We start from the raw sequence: 16830 nt of genomic DNA, 5'->3' as shown, positions 1-16830 counted from the left end.
GCGTCTCGTTGCGACAGTGGACATTTCCGGCAAAGACGCCACAGCAACGAACACGGCAGCACCGACCTCTGGGGTGAACAAGGTGACAGCGAAGAAGACCGCGGCGAAGCGGCCGCCGGCCAAGAAGGTGCCGGATGTGGCGAGTCTCGCCGTCAAGGAGGGTGAGGACGCCTGGACGCAGGCGGAGCTCGACGAAGTCCTCACCGAACTGCACGGGTACGCCGACCGCTTGACCGCTGAGCTGCACGACCAGGAGATCGAGCTGGCCGGCCTCATGCGTGACGCGGGTGACGGGGCCGGACAGGACCAGGCCGACCTGGGTGCCACCAGCTTCGAACGCGACCACGAGCTGACGGTGGTGAACAACTCCCGCGAGATGCTGGCGCAGACCCAACGTGCCCTGGCCCGGATCGACGACGGCAGCTACGGGGTGTGCGAGTCCTGCGGCAACCCCATCGGCAAGATGCGGGTCATGGCGTTCCCGCGTGCGACACTCTGCCTGTCATGCAAGCAGCGCGAGGAACGTCGCTGAACTCCGGCGACCACCCCGAAACCCCGATCTCACCTCCTCACCGGACCCGATTTCGGACGGTTTTCGTCGTCACCGCCCTCATCGCCTACGCCATCGACATCGGCACCAAGGTGCTCGCTGTCGAGCGGCTGACCGGCAAGGGGCGGGTCGACGTGATCGGCGACCTGTTCGGGTTCAACCTTGCCCGCAACCCGGGAGCTGCGTTCAGCACCGGCACGGGGTTCACCGAGGTGTTCTCCCTGCTGGCCATCGCAGCCACCCTGGTCGTGCTGTGGTTGTCCCGCCGATTGGGGTCGACCCTGTGGGCGATCGGTCTGGGTCTGCTCCTGGCCGGCATCACGGGCAATCTGACCGACCGGCTGCTACGGGCCCCGGGTCCGCTGCGCGGACATGTGGTGGACTTCCTCGAGCTGCCGAACTGGCCGATCTTCAACGTGGCCGACATGTGCCTGAACATCGGGGTCGCCATCGTGCTGATCCAGACGGTGCGCGGAGTGAGTCTCGACGGAAGCCGCGTCAAGGCCTCGAAGGACTCCGATGATCGTGAGCAGGACCCCGCGTGAGCGACCAGCGCACCGTCCTGGTGCCTGACGGGCTGGCAGGTGAGCGTGTCGACACCGCGATCGCCCGCATGTTCGGTCTCTCGCGCACCCGGGCGGCTGATCTGATCGCCCAGGGCCTGGTCCAGGTCGACGGGCACAACGTCGGCAAGTCCGACAGGGTGGACGTCGGTGAGGTCCTCGACGTGACCCTGCCGGCGGTCAGCTCGGGCGTCGAGGTCGTCCCCGAGGTGGTCGAGGGCATCAAGATCATCCACGACGACGACGCGATCGTCGTGATCGACAAGCCTGTCGGGGTCGCAGTCCATCCGTCCCCGGGCTGGTCGGGACCCACCGTGGTCGGACACCTGGCCGGTGCCGGCTTCCAGATCGCCACCAGCGGTGCTTCAGAACGCCAGGGCATCGTGCAGCGCCTGGACGTGGGGACGTCGGGGGTCATGGTGATCTGCAAGTCCGAGGTGGCCTACTCGGTGCTCAAGCAGGCCTTCCGCGACCGCAGCGTGGACAAGACCTACCACGCGCTGGTCCAGGGCCACCCGGACCCTCACGAGGGCACCATCGACGCGCCGATCGGGCGCCACCCCAAGGCCGACTACAAGTTCGCGGTCATGGCGGACGGCCGCCACAGCATCACGCACTACTCCACGCTGGAGGCCCATCGCTTCGCCAGCCTGCTGGAGGTCCATCTCGAAACGGGTCGGACCCACCAGATCAGGGTGCACATGAGTGCCCTGAAGCATCCGTGCGTCGGTGACCTCACCTACGGCGCAGACCCCGTGCTCGCCGCCCGTTTCGGGCTGGAGCGGCAGTGGCTGCATGCGGTCCGGCTCGGTTTCGAGCACCCGGAGTCCGGAGAGTACGTGACCTACGAGTCGACGTACCCCGACGACCTCGCGAGCGCCCTGGAGTCCGTCCGTGGGGCCGACTGAGCCGGACCTGCTGCTGCGTCCCGCGACGTACGACGACCTGGCCGCACTGGCCGAGGTCTATCTCGAGTCGCGTGGGGCGGCCCCGATGCCGCCGGGCGTGCACCCACCCGATGAGGTGCGGGAGTGGTTCGGGGGATGGGACCTGTCGGTGCTGCAGGTGTGGCTTGCCGCCGACGACGACGGCCCGGTGGGCTTCGCGGCGGTCCGCGACGACTGGCTGGAGTCTCTCTACGTCCTGCCGCGGGCTTCCGGCAGGGGCGTTGGCAGTGCGCTGTTGGACCTGGTGAAGGCGCTGTGCCCCGCAGGCTTCGAGCTGTGGGTCTTCGAGATGAACACCCCGGCCCGCCAGTTCTACGCTGCCCGTGGCCTGGTCGAGCTCGAGCACACCGACGGCCGCGGCAACGAGGAGCGGGAACCGGATCTCCGCCTGGGGTGGGTGCCGGCCAGACCCTGAGCTGGTCGCATGGACTGTCGGCGCTGCCTGTCACGATCGAGCAGTCAGGTCGCGTAGGCTGAGGCCCTTCCCCGATGATGGCTGAGTCAGCTGGCTCGACGCGGCGCTGATCGGTCCCATTTTTCGAGTTTGCGTTGGGAGAAGGTTCACCGGATGCCGTCTGGAACATCGGCTGACTTCGTGCACCTGCACGTCCACACCGAGTACTCCATGCTCGATGGTGCAGCACGACTCGGCGACATGTTCGCCCGCACCGCAGAACTGGGCATGGGTGCCATCGCGATGACCGACCACGGCAACGTGTTCGGCGCCTACGACTTCTATGCCAAGGCCACGGCTGCCGGCATCAAGCCGATCATCGGCATGGAGGCCTACCTCACCCCCAACACGCCCCGCCAGGAGCGCAAGAGGGTTCGGTGGAACAACGGTGGGGACGACGACGTCTCCGGGTCCGGCGCCTACACGCACATGACCCTGCTCGCCGAGTCCACCCTCGGCATGCACAACCTCTTCCGGCTGTCGACCCGCGCGTCGATGGAGGGCTTCTTCTACAAGCCTCGCGCCGACCGGGAGCTGCTGTCGCAATACGCCGAGGGCCTCATCGGCACCACCGGGTGCCCCTCGGGGGAGATCCAGACGTGGCTCCGGATCGGTGACTACGACAAGGCTCGTCAGGCAGCGGCGGACTTCCAGGACATCTTCGGGCGCGACAACTTCTTCCTCGAGCTCATGGACCACGGTCTCGACATCGAGACACGGGTCCGCGACGGCCTGCTCCGGTTGTCGGCCGACCTCGGGATCCCGCCGATCGCCACGAACGACTCCCACTACGTCAACCCGGAGGACGCGGGCTCCCACGAACACCTGCTCTGCGTGTCCAGCGGCAGCACGATGGCCGATCCCAAGCGCTTCAAGTTCAACGGGGACAGCTACTACATCAAGTCCCCAGCCGAGATGCGCGACCTGTGGGAGCACCGCAACGGGCTCAAGGCGGCCTGCGACAACACGTTGCTGATCGCCGAGCGCTGCGAGGTCGAGTTCACCGAGGGCAACGGCACCTACATGCCCCGCTACCCGGTGCCCGCGGGTGAGGACGAGAACTCCTGGTTCGTCAAGGAGGTCGAGCGAGGGCTGCAGGCGCGTTACCCCGCCGGCATCTCCGACGCGGTGCGCAAGCAGGCCGACTTCGAGGTCGGCGTCATCACCGCGATGGGCTTCCCGGGTTACTTCCTCGTCGTGGCCGACTTCATCAACTGGGCGAAGGAGAACGGGATCCGGGTGGGTCCCGGCCGTGGTTCGGGTGCGGGATCGATGGCGGCCTACGCCATGCGCATCACCGATCTCGACCCACTCCAGCACGGCCTGATCTTCGAACGTTTCCTCAACCCCGACCGGGTCTCGATGCCCGACTTCGACATCGACTTCGACGAGCGTCGTCGCGGCGAGGTCATCCGCTACGTCTCTGACAAGTACGGCGACGACCGGGTGTCGATGATCGTCACCTACGGCACCATCAAGGCCAAGCAGGCGGTGAAGGACTCCAGCCGGATCCTGGGCTACCCCTTCGCCATGGGCGACAAGATCACCAAGGCCATGCCGGCCGCCGTGATGGGCAAGGACGTCCCACTCCGGGAGATCTTCAACCCCGAGCACAAGCGCTACGGCGAGGGTGGCACGTTCCGCGCGCTCTATGACGGCGAGAGCGACGTCAAGACGGTGGTGGACACCGCGATCGGGCTTGAGGGGCTCAAGCGCCAGTGGGGAGTCCATGCCGCTGGCGTCATCATGTCGAGTGAGCCGCTGATCGACGTCATCCCGCTGATGAAGCGCGAGCAGGACGGCGCGATCATCACCCAGTTCGACTACCCGACCTGCGAGAAGCTCGGGCTGATCAAGATGGACTTCCTCGGGCTGCGCAACCTCACCGTGCTCGACGACGCCCTCATCAACATCCAGGCCAACCGTGGCGAGAAGGTGGTGCTGGAGGACCTGGCGCTCGAGGACGAGGCCACCTACCAGCTCCTGCAGCGTGGAGACACCCTGGGCGTGTTCCAACTCGACGGTGGTCCCATGCGCTCGCTGCTGCGCTCGATGCGTCCCGACGCATTCGAGGACATCTCGGCTGTGGGCGCGCTCTACCGGCCCGGGCCCATGGGCGCCGACTCCCACAACAAGTACGCCCGGCGCAAGACGGGCCGCGAGGAGGTCACGCCGATCCATCCCGAGCTGGCCGAGCCGCTCGCGGAGATCCTGGGGGAGACCTACGGCCTGATCGTCTATCAGGAGCAGGTCATGGCCATCGCCCAGAAGCTGGCCGGCTACACGCTCGGCCAGGCCGACCTGTTGCGGCGCGCCATGGGCAAGAAGAAGAAGGAGGAACTGGACAAGCAATTCGTCGCGTTCTCGGCCGGCATGACCGAGCGCGGCTACTCCATGAACGCGGTCAAGACCCTGTGGGACATCCTGCTGCCGTTCTCCGACTACGCCTTCAACAAGGCGCACTCGGCTGCCTACGGGCTGGTCTCCTACTGGACGGCCTACCTCAAGGCCAACTACCCGGCCGAGTACATGGCTGCGCTCCTGACGTCGGTGAAGGACGACAAGGACAAGATGGCGATCTATCTCAACGAGTGCCGCCGCATGAAGATCCAGGTCCTACCACCGGACGTCAACGAGTCCGCAGCCACCTTCACGCCGGTCGGCCATGACATCCGCTTCGGTCTCACCGCCATCCGCAACGTCGGGCACCATGTGGTCGACGCCATCGTGTCCGCGCGACGAGACCACGGTCGCTACGCCGACTTCAACGACTTCATGGAGAAGGTCCCGGCGCTGGTCTGCAACAAGAGGATGATCGAGTCGCTCATCAAGGCCGGCGCCTTCGATGAGATGAAGCACAAGCGCCGGGCCCTGGTCGCGATCCACGAGTCGGCAGTCGATCAATACGTCGACATCAAGAAGAACGAGGCCATCGGCCAGGACTCCCTCTTCGGCGGCCTGGACGACAGCGGTGCCAGCGGGTTCGGGATCTCGGTGACCATCCCCGACATCGACGACTGGGACAAGATGACCCTCCTGGGCCATGAGCGCGAGATGCTCGGGCTCTACGTGTCCGACCACCCCCTTCTCGGGCTCGAGCACCTGCTGGCCAACACGGCGGACTGCACGATCGGCCAGTTGATGCTCGACGAGGAGCGCACCGACGGGTCGACGATCACCATCACCGGACTGGTCACGTCGGTCCAGCGCAAGATCACCAAACGCGGCGATGCGTGGGCCATGGTGACCGTGGAGGACCTCGACGGTGCGATCGACGTCCTGCTCTTCCCCAGCTCCTACCAGCTGGCGAGCACCTACCTCGGCGAGGACAACATCATCACGGTCAAGGGCCGGCTCTCGCGGAGCAAGGACGTGCCCGAGATCCACGGCCAGGAAGTGAGCGTCCCGGACCTGTCCGACGGTCCCAGCGGGCCGGTTGTGATCACGTTGCCGGCGACGCGGTGCACCGGTCCGGTCGTGGAACAGCTCAAGGACGTGCTCGGCACCCACCCGGGCATGACCGAGGTTCGACTCAAGCTGCTCAACCGGGCGTCCACGACCGTCCTCAAGCTCGATGATCGCCTGCGGGTCACTCCGACTCCGGCCCTCTTCGCCGACCTCAAGCAGCTCCTGGGACCCGGATGTCTGGGCAGCTGAGCCACCCCGAGCCGATCGAGTCCGAGCCGCGCGCGGACCGGCCCGCCCGGCGCCGACTCCTCGCCGACATCCTGGCCATCCTGGCGACCTCGTTGGTGGTGGGGGTGGTCGCAGGCTTCGTCTGGGAGAGGATCTGGACACCCCCGACCGGGGCGGCCTTCCAGGGCAAGTGGATCCTCGATGGCGACGGCCTTCCCAAAGACTTCTCCAGCACCGGCATCTACGTGCTGGTCGCCGTGGTGGCCGGCCTGCTCGTGGGGACCGTCACCTCGCTGGCCTTCGATCACGACGAAGTGGTCACCCTGGCCGCGATCGTCGTCGGCTCCCTGGTCGCCACCGCGGTCATGTGGTGGGTCGGCACCACGCTGGGACCCCCCGATCCCGCGGTTCTGGCGAAGACAGCCGATGACTTCGAACCGATCGTGGGCGATCTCGGGGTGAGTGGCAAGGGTGCCTTCTGCGCTCTCCCGTTCGGCGCCGTGCTCAGCGCCGCAGCGGTGTTCTTCTTCAAGCCCCCACGGCGAGGGCCGGGCCCGCGTTAAACTCGCCGTCGCAACCGCAGCACCACCATCCAGGGGGAACCACCGTGTCCAGCAACTTCCCGCCTCCGGGCGAACAAGAGATCCTCGACTCCTCCGGTGGTGATCCGCAGGACGTGCGAGGCGCCCGACCCAGCCGGAAGGCGGCGCTGGCCGCCGGTGGCATCCTGGCCGGAGTCGTCATCGTGGGCGGCGCTGCCTGGGCGGCCTCCTGGTACCTCTCCTCCGGCGCCGATGCCGCTGAGATGCTTCCCGACTCGACCCTCGCGTTCGCCCAGGTCAACCTCGACCCCAGCGGCGAGCAGAAGATCGAGGCCCTCAAGACACTGAACAAGTTCCCGGCCATCAGGAGCGAGCTCGATCTCAGCAGCTCCAGCGACGTCCGCAAGTCGTTGTTCGAGCAGATCCAGAAGGACGGGACCTGCGAGGACGTCGACTACGACACTGACATCGCCCCCTGGCTCGGCAACCGGATGGCGATCGCAGCCATCGACACGGGCGAGGCCACCCCGGCCCCGGTCGGCATCGTCGAGATCACCGACGAGGACAAGGCCAAGGCAGGCATCGACACGCTGATGAACTGCGGTGACGACTCCGGAAGCGGTGGCATCGCGATCGAAGGCGACTGGGTCGTGTTGGCCGAGACCGACGCGATCGCCGACGACGTGGTCAGCGATGCCCTGGAGAGCAACCTGGCCGACGATGCGTCGTACCAGCGGTGGATGGACGAAGCCGGCGGTGACGGCATCATGAGCGCCTACATCGCGCCCAGTGCTGCAGTGAAGCTGGCCGACGCGCTTCCCGGCCTGCTCGACTCCAGCGGGGTCGACAGCGAGGCGGCGCTGACCGATGACCAGACGCAGGAGCTGAAGGACTTCGAAGGCGCGGCGATGAAGCTTCGCTTCGTCGACGGCTCGGTCGAGGCCGAGTTTGCCGGAGACCGCTCGAACAACCCGTTTGCCAAGGTGATCACCGCCAGCGAGGGTGCCGACGTGGTCGGCAGCCTTCCGGTCGACACCGCGTTCGCCCTGGGTGCCTCCCTCGGCGAGGGCTGGCTGCAGACCTACCTCGACGAGGTGGCCGGTGCCCTCGGATCCGGCGACGACCTCGACGCCGCGATGGCCGAGATCGAGGACCAGACCGGTTTGGCCCTCCCTGAGGACATCGAGGCCTTGACCGGAGAGTCCTTCGCGCTGGCCGTGAGCAGTGACATCGACGTCGACGCCTTGTCCAACGCCGACGACTTCAGTGACGTCGGGGTCGGCATGAAGGTGAAGGGTGACCCCGATGCGGCCGAGGCCACGCTCGAGAAGCTGCGCGCGCAACTGCCCGACGAGTCGTGGCTGCTGTCGAAATCCTCGGGGGACTACCTGAGCTTCGGTCCGGACCAGGACTGGCTCGACGCCTTGTCCGAGGACGGCGGACTGGGCGCGAGCTCGGACTACCAGCAGGTCATCCCTCAGGGCGACAAGTCGATCTACGTGGTCTACGCCAACGCCGACGCCGGCGATGACTGGCTGGTCAACGCGCTCAAGGACTCCGGCGCCGAGGACGACGTGATCGACAACGTCGCGCCACTCGGGGCGTTCGGCTTCTCCCTGTGGGTCGACGACGACGCGGTGCACGCATCGATCAAGCTCAGCACCGACTGACGCCAGTTCAGCCCCGGCCGATCTGAGCCGTGATCGCTGCGGTGATCCGGATCAGATCGGCCGGTCTCAGGGCCAGGTCCAGGCCGCGACGTCCTGCCGACACGAAGATGCTCGGGTGCGCCAGTGCAGCGTCGTCAAGGACCGTCGGATACTGCCGACGTTGGCCGATCGGGGAGATGCCGCCCACCACGTAGCCCGTGGCGCGCTGGGCGGTCGCCTGATCCGCCATCACTGCCTTGCTGCCGCCGAGGACACGCGCCAACGCCTTGAGGTCGAGCTGGCGATCGACCGGGACGAGGCCGACCGCCGGCCTCCCGTCCACTTCGGCCATCAGGGTCTTGAAGACCCGGTCCGGCGGCACCCCCAAGCCTTGGGCCGCCTCGAGCCCGTAGGACGCCGCCCGCGGGTCGTGGACGTAGGGGTGCAGCGTGAATTCGATCCCGGCGCGGCTCAGCGCGATCGTGGCCGGCGTACCGCCGCTGGAGCTGCGGGCCATGCCTAGTTGGGGCTCCACCGGTTGCGAGCCACGTCGATCGCCGGCAGCGACGGGATCGCGTGCATCGCCTGGATCTCGCGGCTGATCATGCCGGTGACCATCGCGAGCCGGACGGCCGCGTCGGTGGCCTCGAGCAGGTTCTGACGCTCACGCATGGTCAGCAGGCAGGTGGCAGCCAGGCTCCAGGACAGGTACGTCGGATCGTGGGGGAGATCGCCGACCAGGACCTCGGCGTTGCTGACCTCGGAGACGGTGAGGCGGTAGGTCTCGAAGATCGCCAGGGCGTCCTCGACGGTCTCGTCACGGATCGAGCCGTCGGTGTCCTCGAGTCGTTCCACACTTCCTTCGAGGACGGTGCCCGAGCCGTCGAGGGAGTCCAACCTGATCCGGCCTCGACCCACCGCGACGATGTCGAACGTGCCGTCGGGATTGCCGACGGCCTCGGTGAGCTGCAGGAAGCAGCCCACCCGGTGCAGGGACTGGTTGCCGTGCGAGCCCACCTCGTAGCCCTCCCGGATCGCGACCGACCCGAAGATGCGCTCGGCCGGGTCGTCGATGGTGAGCAGGCGATGCACCATGGCGCGGTAACGATCCTCGAAGACGCGAAGCGGCACCGAGACACCCGGGAACAGCACGGTGTTCAACGGGAACATCGGCATCGTCTCGCTCACCACTCCACCGTAGGTGAAACCGGGTGAGGTGTGTCAGCCGGCGCCTCTAGACTTGTCGACATGATGCGCAGGATCGACCTCCGAGGCACGGCCGGATCCGGCCTCGACTATCGCACCGCCCTGCCCCGGGCCGAGTTCGACATCGAGGCAGCGCTGCATGTCGTGCGTCCGATCTGCGACGACGTCCGCGATCGCGGCGTCGAGGCCATCCGGGACTACTCCCTGAAGTTCGACGGCGTTGATGTCCCCGACATCGCGGTGCCGCCCGCCGAGCTCACCGAGGCGCTGGCGCAGCTGGATCCCGCTGTCCGGGCAGGGCTGGAGGAGTCGATCTCGCGGTTGCGCGCGACGTGTGAAACAGAGTTGGAGCACGACGTGGTCACCGACCTGGGTCCCGGTGCCCGGGTCACCCAACGGATGGTCGCGGTGCAGCGTGTGGGGCTCTACGTCCCCGGCGGGATCGCTCCTCTGGTCTCCAGCGTCATCATGAACGTCGTTCCCGCCCAGGTCGCCGGCGTCCCCTCGATCGCCCTCAGCTCCAGCCCGCAGAAGGAGTTCCACGGCCGGCCCCACCCCACGATCCTGGCGGCCTGCGCACTGCTGGGGATCGAGGAGGTGTACGCCGTGGGCGGGGCCCAGGCGATCGCGATGTTCGCCCACGGTGCCGGTCCCTGTCGGCGCGTCGACCTGGTCACAGGCCCCGGCAACATCTACACGGTCTCAGCCAAGCGGTTGCTCAAGGGGATCGTGGGGATCGACTCCGAAGCCGGCACCACCGAGATCGCCGTACTTGCCGATGACACCGCGGACGCCGCCCACGTCGCTGCGGACCTGATCAGCCAGGCCGAGCACGACCCTGCCGCGGCCAGCGTGCTGGTGACCGACTCCCCACGGCTCGCAGACGACGTGGAGGCCCAGCTCGACAAGCAGGTCGCCGTGACCCGACACATCGAACGCGTCCGCACCGCCCTGACCGGACCCCAGTCCGGCATCGTGCTCGTCGACGACATCGACCAGGGGCTCGCCGTCGTCAACGGCTACGGCGCTGAGCACCTCGAGATCCAGACCGCCGACGCGGCAGGAGTGGCCGCGCGGGTGTTCAACGCCGGAGCGATCTTCGTGGGCGCCTTCGCGCCCGTCTCGTTGGGGGACTACTGCGCCGGCTCCAACCACGTCCTGCCGACCGGCGGATGTGCCTGTCACAGCTCCGGCTTGTCGGTGCGGGCCTTCCTCAAGTCCGTCCACGTCGTCGACTACTCCCGCGCGGCGCTGGCCGAGGTCGCCGACCACGTGGTGACCCTGGCCGAGGCTGAGGATCTGCCCGGTCACGGTGCCGCGGTGCGGGTCCGGTTCGAGGACTGACCCGGTGACCTTCCCTCCGCTCCGTGAGGAGCTGCGCGGCATCGCGCCCTATGGGGCGCCGCAACTCGAGGTGCCCGTGCAGCTCAACGTCAACGAGAACCCCTACCCGCCCTCGCCAGCGGTCGTGGCGGACATCGCGACCGCCGTGGCCCACGCCTCGTCCTCGTTGAACCGCTACCCCGATCGCGAGTTCAGCGATCTGCGATCCGCCCTGGCCGACTACCTGGGCCACGGGGTCCGCCCCGAGCAGGTCTGGGCGGCCAACGGCTCCAACGAGGTCATGCTCCAGCTGCTCCAGGCGTTCGGTGGCCCAGGGCGCCGGGCGTTGAGCTTCGCCCCGACGTACTCGATGTATCCGGAGTACGCGCGTGACACGGTCACCGACTGGGTGCTCGGACATCGTGAGACTGACTTCTCCCTCGACCTGGAAGCGGCCCGTCGCACTGTCGTGGAAGTCGCTCCGTCCGTCGTGCTGCTGCCCTCGCCCAACAACCCCACCGGCACCGCACTTCCCCCGGAAGCGGTGAGCATGCTGTGCGAGGCCGCCGGAGACGGGATCGTCGTCGTCGACGAGGCCTATGGCGAGTTTCGTCGAAGCGGCACGCCGAGTGCCCTTGAGCTGCTGCCCAGCCACCGCAACCTCGTCGTCACTCGGACCATGAGCAAGGCGTTCGCTCTGGCTGGTGCACGGCTCGGCTACCTGGCCGCCGCCCCGCAGATCTGCGACGCCATCCGCGTCGTCCGCCTGCCCTACCACCTGTCGGCCGTCACCCAGGCGGTTGCGTTGGCCGCGCTGCGTCACGCACCCGAACTGCTCGGCCGCGTGGATGACCTGCGCGCGGAGCGCGACGAGACCGTACGCTGGCTGCGCGAGGTCGGGCTGAGCGTTGCCGACAGCGATGCCAACTTCGTGCTGTTCGGCACCTTCGCCGACCGGCACTCGACCTGGCAGGCGCTCCTCGACCGGGGGGTGCTGATCCGCGAGACCGGACCAGAGGGTTGGCTGCGGGTCTCGATCGGAACAGCAACAGAGATGGCCGCCTTCAAGGAGGCGCTCACCGAAGCGATGGAGGAATCCAGATGAGCAGGACCGCCGAGATCACCCGGGCGACCAAGGAGTCGAAGGTCACCGTGTCGGTCGACCTCGACGGCACCGGCCGCTCGGACGTCTCCACCGGGGTCGGCTTCTACGACCACATGCTGACCGCCTTCGCCCGCCACTCCCTGGTCGACCTGGTCGTGCACACCGACGGCGACACCCACATCGACGCCCACCACACGGTGGAGGACACCGCCATCGTCCTGGGCGAGGCCCTGCGCGAGGCACTCGGCGACAAGACCGGGATCCGCCGCTTCGGCGATGCCACCGTTCCCCTCGACGAGGCTCTCGTCCAGGCCGTGGTCGACGTCTCCGGGCGGCCCTACTGCGTGCACACCGGCGAGCCCGAGGGCCAGATCTACGTCTGCATCGGGGGTGACAGCGGCCCGGGCTACCAAGGCTCGCTGACGCGCCACGTGTTCGAGACGATCTCGTTCCACGCCCACCTCGCGCTCCACGTGCGCGTGCTCTCCGGCCGTGACCCGCACCACCTCGTCGAAGCCCAGTTCAAGGCGTTCGCGCGTGCGTTCCGCGACGCCGTCGCGTTCGATCCGCGGGAGACCGGGGTCCCCTCGACCAAGGGCACGCTCTGAGCCCGGAGGCGCCGCGCGTCACCGTCCTGGACTACGGCTCGGGCAACCTGCGCTCGGCAGTCCGGGCGCTCGAGCGCGCTGGGGCCGACGTCACGCTCTCCGCGGACCGGCAGTCGGCCATGGAGGCCGATGGCCTCGTGGTCCCCGGCGTCGGCGCCTACGCGGCGTGCATGGCGGGGCTGCGTGCCGTCAAGGGCCACGAGATCATCGGTCGCCGCCTCGCTGGTGGCCGAGCCGTCCTCGGCATCTGCGTCGGCATGCAGATCCTCTTCGAACGCGGGGTCGAGCACGGGGTGTCGACCGACGGGTGCGACGAGTGGCCGGGTCTGGTCGAACGCCTCCAGGCGCCCGTCGTACCCCACATGGGGTGGAACACCGTGGCGGTCCCCGAGGGCAGCGTGCTCTTCGACGGAGTCGAGCACGAGCGGTTCTACTTCGTGCACTCCTACGGTGTGCGGGACTGGACCCTCGTCACCGACGGGCGCACGAGGGCGCCCCTGGTGACGTGGGCCGAGCACGGGGGTGACCGATTCGTCGCCGCGGTCGAGAACGGGCCGCTGACGGCCACCCAGTTCCACCCGGAGAAGTCCGGCGACGCGGGCGCGGCGTTGTTGCGCAACTGGGTCGCCACGCTGTGAACCGATGAGCAGAGAACGAGCTCGTCGTCGAGCGGAGCGTGAGCGTGAGCGGGCCGAGCAGGCGGCCGCCCGCGCTGCCGAGTCCGAGCGCCGCGAACGCAGGGAGGCACGTAGACGGGCCGTGACCTCCCGGCTGCCGCTGCCAGCCAGAGGGTCGAAAGGACCGTCCGGCGTGCTCGCCCAGCGTCGGCGTCACGAGCTGACCATGACCGCCATCCTGCTCGGGCTCGTCAACCTGGTGGTCTGGCTTGCCTTCTCCGACTGGGCACCACGGCTCCTGGCGCTGCTCGTCACCGTGCTCGTGGCCCCGGTCGTCCACCTGCTCCTGTTCCGCCGTCCGCGATAGTCCCGAACGTTTCGCATCTCGACACGCCCTGCTGCGGTGCCAAACGTTCGGGACTATCGCCAGTGGGTGGAGTGTCCACGGGGGTGACCGGCAAGGTGGAGGGAGACGAGGCAGCCCTAGGATTCCGGGCATGAGTGACTACCTCGAGCTGCTGCCGGCGGTCGACATTGCGGGCGGCCAGGCCGTTCAGCTGGTGCAGGGGGTCGCGGGATCCGAGAAGCGGTTCGGTGACCCGATCGAGGCGGCCCTGCGGTGGCAGGAAGCCGGCGCGGAGTGGCTGCACCTCGTGGACCTGGACGCGGCGTTCGGCCGAGGTCACAATCGGGAGCTCCAGGCCCAGATCGTGGGTGTCTTGGACATCAAGGTCGAGATGAGCGGTGGGATCCGCGACGACGAGTCGCTGGCGGCGGCGATGGCCACCGGTTGCCGTCGGGTCAACATCGGCACCGCCGCGCTGGAGCAGCCCGACTGGTGCGCCGCGGCGATCGCCGAGTACGGCGACCGGGTCGCCGTTGGGCTCGATGTCCGGGGCCGGACCCTGGCGGCGCGTGGCTGGACCCGTGACGGAGGCGACCTGTACGAGGTGCTGGCCCGGCTCGACGCCGAGGGATGTGCCCGCTACGTGGTCACCGACGTCAACAAGGACGGCATGCTGCAGGGCCCGAACCTCCCGCTGCTCGAGAGTGTCTGTGCGGCCACCGATCGCCCGGTGGTGGCCTCCGGCGGCATCACCGAACTCGACGACCTCGCCGCTCTTCAGGCGCTCGTCCCGAACGGTGTGGAAGGTGCGATCATCGGCACGGCACTCTACGAGGGCCGCTTCACCCTCATCGACGCACTGGCGCTGACCAAGCCATGAGTCTGGCCGTGCGGGTGATCCCGTGCCTCGACGTCGACGGCGGGCGGGTGGTCAAGGGTGTCAACTTCGTCGATCTCCGCGACGCCGGCGACCCGGTCGAGCTGGCACGTGCCTACGACGCCGAAGGTGCAGACGAGCTGACCTTCCTGGACATCTCCGCCTCGCACGAGGGTCGAGCCACGACCATGGAGATCGTCTCGCGCACGGCCGAGGAGGTGTTCATCCCGCTGACGGTGGGCGGGGGAGTCGCCTCGGTCGACGACGTCGATCGCCTGCTGCGTGCCGGGGCGGACAAGGTGGCGATCAACACCGCTGCCATCCGCCGCCCGGAGCTGATCTCCGAGATCGCCGACCGGTTCGGCAACCAGGTCCTCGTGCTGTCGGTCGACGCCCGCCGCGCGGACGCTTCCACCGGCTACGCGGGCGACTCCGGCTTCGAGGTGACGACCCACGGGGGCAGGACCTCCTCCGGTCTCGACGCGGTCGCCTGGGCCGTGCGTGCCGCTGAGCTGGGAGCCGGCGAGATCCTGCTCAATGCCATGGACGCCGACGGCACCCAGGACGGCTTCGACCTCGACCTCATCCGCGCCGTACGCCGCGAGGTCTCCGTCCCGATCATCGGGTCAGGTGGCGCCGGTGCCCTGGAACACTTCGCTCCGGCGGTCGAGGCCGGGGCCGACGCCGTCCTGGCCGCCACCGTGTTCCACTTCGCGACGCTGCGGATCGCCGACGTCAAGCAGAGCCTGCGGGCGGCAGGTCACCCGGTGCGCTGATCAGCGCAGGGACGCCAGCGGCAGGGCGTAGATTCGACGGCTCTCCGGATGGGTGACCACCAGGTGCCCCGCGACCACGGCAGCCCCGACGTTCTCGCGGGTGGTTCCGATCTCGTCCAGCACCACCTTCTTGCCCACGGTGCGCTGACCGGCGTCGATCCTCCAGACGGTGGGTCCCGCCTGTCCCACGGCGAAGACCGTGTCCCCGTCCGCCACCACGGCATCGGCAGCATCGAGCCCGTCGAAGGTGGCGACGACTGCGAGGGTCTGGGCGTCGAGCCCCAGCACCCTGTCCTCATCGGTGCAGGCCACCCAGATCACCGCCCCGGCCTCGGCCAGCCCCTGGGGCGAGGCGCACGCCGCCAAGTCCTCCGTGCGGACCCGGCCGTCACGAACGCGTGAGACGGAGCCGCCGTCGTAGTTGCTCACCCACACGCCGGACGGACCGCTGCTGACCAGCCGCGGCGCGATGCCCACGGAGACGGCGGGCCCGAACCGGCCCGATCGCGGGTCCATCGGCAGCACCCGATCGCCGGCCTGGTCGACCACCCACACGCTCTGCCCGTCATAGGCCAGCCCCTCGGGCTCGCTGCCCGCAGGCCGCAGCCGCACCCGGAGGTCGACCTTCCCCGAGCGGGGGTCGATCCGCACCAGCCGCCCCTCGCCGATGACGCTGACCCAGACCCCGGCCGGGGTGTCGACCAACCGCAGTGGTGCCTCACCGACCGCGATCCGCTGGTCGTCCGCCATCCTGACCTCCCCATCCTCGGTGAGGACGCTCCAGGCCTCCCCGCCCACCGCTGCGACGCCGACCGGGCCGGTGTCCAGCTCAGTGACCTCCATGTCCGGAGGAGCCACGAACGTCGCGCTGGGCGACGCGGAGGACTCCGCGTCGTCCTGCGCACCCGAACACCCGGCCGTCGCGAACAGGACCAAGACCAACGCAGGTGAGGCGAGGTTCATGGCCCGACGGTACTCGTCACAGGCCGAGTGCCGCGCCCTTCAGGGCCGCGATCTTCTGCTGGGGACCGGTGAACTCCAGGTCTCGGTGCTGGTCTCGTCCGTAGAGGAACATCGTCAGTTCGCAGGGCAGCCCGGTGACGACCACAGGCTCGTCGCCCGGGACCAGCACCGCGACCGCGTCCCTGTCGCTGCGCCTGATCGAGACGGGTACGCCGGCCGGCCGCGCCAGGGCCTTGCCGGTGAACCTCAGCCCACCCCACACCTGGGCCTGCTCGTAGGACGAGAGCCGGCGAGGAGTCCACTCGGGTTGTGCTCGCCGGATGTCCTCGTGGTGCACGAAGAACTCCATGGTGTTCAACAGGGTGTCCACCTTTCCGATCCACACGGGGGTGAACCTGGTGGAGCGCAGGCGAGCCACCATCGCCTCCAACCCGGGACGTTGCGCGCGGACCATCGCACGCTCGGTCAGACCGGAGAGCTGTGGGACCGCGATCCCGACGGAGAACGGGCTGCGCTCTCGGACCAGCAGGTGCGCGACGAGCTCCTGCACATTCCAGTCGCCGCACAGGGTGGGTGCTTCGGGACCGAGGTCCAGCGCCAGGTCGCACAAGCGCTGTCGTTCCTCGCGGGCCAGATGATGGGTGCTCACGACTCGCAGCATAGAGTCG

At 68.4% G+C, this 16830-nt stretch carries 18 protein-coding genes; 14 read left to right on the top strand and 4 right to left on the bottom strand.

Annotated features, from left to right (window positions below; all coding sequences use genetic code 11):
- The first annotated feature begins 82 nt into the window (after nt 1-82).
- The 7 genes from AB7I40_RS19305 to AB7I40_RS19275 all read left to right on the top strand — a co-directional run bounded on the left by AB7I40_RS19305 (nt 83) and on the right by AB7I40_RS19275 (nt 8362).
- A complete protein-coding gene (locus tag AB7I40_RS19305) occupies nt 83-532 on the top strand; it encodes a TraR/DksA family transcriptional regulator (protein ID WP_428346885.1) in 450 nt (149 codons plus the stop codon).
- On the top strand, nt 505-1095 hold the full coding sequence (gene lspA / locus AB7I40_RS19300) for a signal peptidase II (RefSeq protein WP_428346884.1): 591 nt from the start codon (nt 505-507) through the stop codon (nt 1093-1095). Before AB7I40_RS19305 ends, lspA begins: the two co-directional genes overlap by 28 nt.
- The gene (locus AB7I40_RS19295) at nt 1092-2021 is read left to right on the top strand and encodes an RluA family pseudouridine synthase (protein WP_428346883.1); all 930 of its coding nucleotides are present in this window, start codon (nt 1092-1094) and stop codon (nt 2019-2021) included. Before lspA ends, AB7I40_RS19295 begins: the two co-directional genes overlap by 4 nt.
- Entirely contained in the window at nt 2008-2475 is a 468-nt protein-coding gene (locus AB7I40_RS19290) for an N-acetyltransferase family protein (protein ID WP_428346882.1), read from the top strand. The genes AB7I40_RS19295 and AB7I40_RS19290 overlap by 14 nt, the downstream gene beginning before the upstream one ends.
- A 153-nt stretch (nt 2476-2628) precedes the next feature.
- Nucleotides 2629-6171 carry a DNA polymerase III subunit alpha gene (dnaE, locus tag AB7I40_RS19285; RefSeq protein ID WP_428346881.1) on the top strand — a complete coding sequence of 1181 codons (3543 nt, stop codon included), beginning with the start codon at nt 2629-2631 and terminating at the stop codon, nt 6169-6171.
- Complete coding sequence (locus AB7I40_RS19280) at nt 6156-6713, top strand: hypothetical protein (RefSeq protein WP_428346880.1); 558 nt, start codon at nt 6156-6158, stop codon at nt 6711-6713. Before dnaE ends, AB7I40_RS19280 begins: the two co-directional genes overlap by 16 nt.
- Before the next feature lie 44 nt (nt 6714-6757).
- Nucleotides 6758-8362: a DUF3352 domain-containing protein gene (locus tag AB7I40_RS19275; protein WP_428346879.1), complete on the top strand. Its 1605-nt coding sequence runs from the start codon at nt 6758-6760 to the stop codon at nt 8360-8362.
- A gap of 7 nt (nt 8363-8369) precedes the next feature.
- On the opposite strand, the gene ybaK is transcribed toward AB7I40_RS19275, so the two are convergent.
- On the bottom strand, nt 8370-8858 hold the full coding sequence (gene ybaK / locus AB7I40_RS19270; RefSeq protein ID WP_428346878.1) for a Cys-tRNA(Pro) deacylase: 489 nt from the start codon (nt 8856-8858) through the stop codon (nt 8370-8372).
- A 2-nt stretch (nt 8859-8860) separates the two neighbouring features.
- Nucleotides 8861-9529, bottom strand: a complete 669-nt coding sequence (locus tag AB7I40_RS19265; protein ID WP_428346877.1) for an LON peptidase substrate-binding domain-containing protein — start codon at nt 9527-9529, stop codon at nt 8861-8863.
- Between the two features lie 60 nt (nt 9530-9589).
- Between AB7I40_RS19265 and hisD the strand changes: the two genes are divergently transcribed.
- The 7 genes from hisD to hisF all read left to right on the top strand — a co-directional run bounded on the left by hisD (nt 9590) and on the right by hisF (nt 15199).
- Nucleotides 9590-10891, top strand: a complete 1302-nt coding sequence (hisD, locus tag AB7I40_RS19260) for a histidinol dehydrogenase (RefSeq protein WP_428346876.1) — start codon at nt 9590-9592, stop codon at nt 10889-10891.
- Between the two features lie 4 nt (nt 10892-10895).
- Nucleotides 10896-11975, top strand: coding sequence for a histidinol-phosphate transaminase (locus AB7I40_RS19255; protein WP_428346874.1), 1080 nt, complete (start codon nt 10896-10898; stop codon nt 11973-11975).
- Nucleotides 11972-12583 carry an imidazoleglycerol-phosphate dehydratase HisB gene (gene hisB / locus AB7I40_RS19250; RefSeq protein ID WP_428346873.1) on the top strand — a complete coding sequence of 204 codons (612 nt, stop codon included), beginning with the start codon at nt 11972-11974 and terminating at the stop codon, nt 12581-12583. The genes AB7I40_RS19255 and hisB overlap by 4 nt, the downstream gene beginning before the upstream one ends.
- Nucleotides 12580-13221 (top strand): imidazole glycerol phosphate synthase subunit HisH, encoded by a 642-nt coding sequence (hisH, locus tag AB7I40_RS19245; protein ID WP_428346896.1) that lies wholly within the window; start codon nt 12580-12582, stop codon nt 13219-13221. Before hisB ends, hisH begins: the two co-directional genes overlap by 4 nt.
- A gap of 4 nt (nt 13222-13225) precedes the next feature.
- Nucleotides 13226-13567, top strand: coding sequence for a hypothetical protein (locus AB7I40_RS19240; RefSeq protein ID WP_428346872.1), 342 nt, complete (start codon nt 13226-13228; stop codon nt 13565-13567).
- A gap of 130 nt (nt 13568-13697) precedes the next feature.
- Entirely contained in the window at nt 13698-14426 is a 729-nt protein-coding gene (gene priA / locus AB7I40_RS19235; protein ID WP_428346871.1) for a bifunctional 1-(5-phosphoribosyl)-5-((5-phosphoribosylamino)methylideneamino)imidazole-4-carboxamide isomerase/phosphoribosylanthranilate isomerase PriA, read from the top strand.
- Complete coding sequence (hisF, locus tag AB7I40_RS19230) at nt 14423-15199, top strand: imidazole glycerol phosphate synthase subunit HisF (RefSeq protein WP_428346870.1); 777 nt, start codon at nt 14423-14425, stop codon at nt 15197-15199. The genes priA and hisF overlap by 4 nt, the downstream gene beginning before the upstream one ends.
- Here the strand turns inward: hisF and AB7I40_RS19225 are convergent, their stop codons facing one another.
- Both AB7I40_RS19225 and AB7I40_RS19220 read right to left on the bottom strand, forming a co-directional pair.
- Nucleotides 15200-16162 (bottom strand): hypothetical protein, encoded by a 963-nt coding sequence (locus AB7I40_RS19225; RefSeq protein ID WP_428346869.1) that lies wholly within the window; start codon nt 16160-16162, stop codon nt 15200-15202.
- Between the two features lie 16 nt (nt 16163-16178).
- A complete protein-coding gene (locus AB7I40_RS19220) occupies nt 16179-16811 on the bottom strand; it encodes a TIGR03085 family metal-binding protein (RefSeq protein WP_428346868.1) in 633 nt (210 codons plus the stop codon).
- Between the last annotated feature and the right edge of the window lie 19 nt (nt 16812-16830).

The organism is Nocardioides sp. (assembly GCF_050246775.1).
In the GTDB taxonomy this organism is placed as follows: Bacteria; Actinomycetota; Actinomycetes; order Propionibacteriales; family Nocardioidaceae; genus Nocardioides.
Note: the sequence above shows the minus strand (reverse complement) of the source record. Positions and strands in the feature narration are given on the sequence as shown.

Coding starts and splice junctions, on each gene's coding strand:
- lspA (WP_428346884.1), top strand. CDS start 505: ATGCAAGCAGCGCGAGGAACGTCGCTGAACTCCGGCGACCACCCCGAA.
- dnaE (WP_428346881.1), top strand. CDS start 2,629: ATGCCGTCTGGAACATCGGCTGACTTCGTGCACCTGCACGTCCACACC.
- AB7I40_RS19280 (WP_428346880.1), top strand. CDS start 6,156: ATGTCTGGGCAGCTGAGCCACCCCGAGCCGATCGAGTCCGAGCCGCGC.
- ybaK (WP_428346878.1), bottom strand. CDS start 8,858: ATGGCCCGCAGCTCCAGCGGCGGTACGCCGGCCACGATCGCGCTGAGC.
- hisD (WP_428346876.1), top strand. CDS start 9,590: ATGATGCGCAGGATCGACCTCCGAGGCACGGCCGGATCCGGCCTCGAC.
- hisB (WP_428346873.1), top strand. CDS start 11,972: ATGAGCAGGACCGCCGAGATCACCCGGGCGACCAAGGAGTCGAAGGTC.
- AB7I40_RS19240 (WP_428346872.1), top strand. CDS start 13,226: ATGAGCAGAGAACGAGCTCGTCGTCGAGCGGAGCGTGAGCGTGAGCGG.
- priA (WP_428346871.1), top strand. CDS start 13,698: ATGAGTGACTACCTCGAGCTGCTGCCGGCGGTCGACATTGCGGGCGGC.
- hisF (WP_428346870.1), top strand. CDS start 14,423: ATGAGTCTGGCCGTGCGGGTGATCCCGTGCCTCGACGTCGACGGCGGG.
- AB7I40_RS19225 (WP_428346869.1), bottom strand. CDS start 16,162: ATGAACCTCGCCTCACCTGCGTTGGTCTTGGTCCTGTTCGCGACGGCC.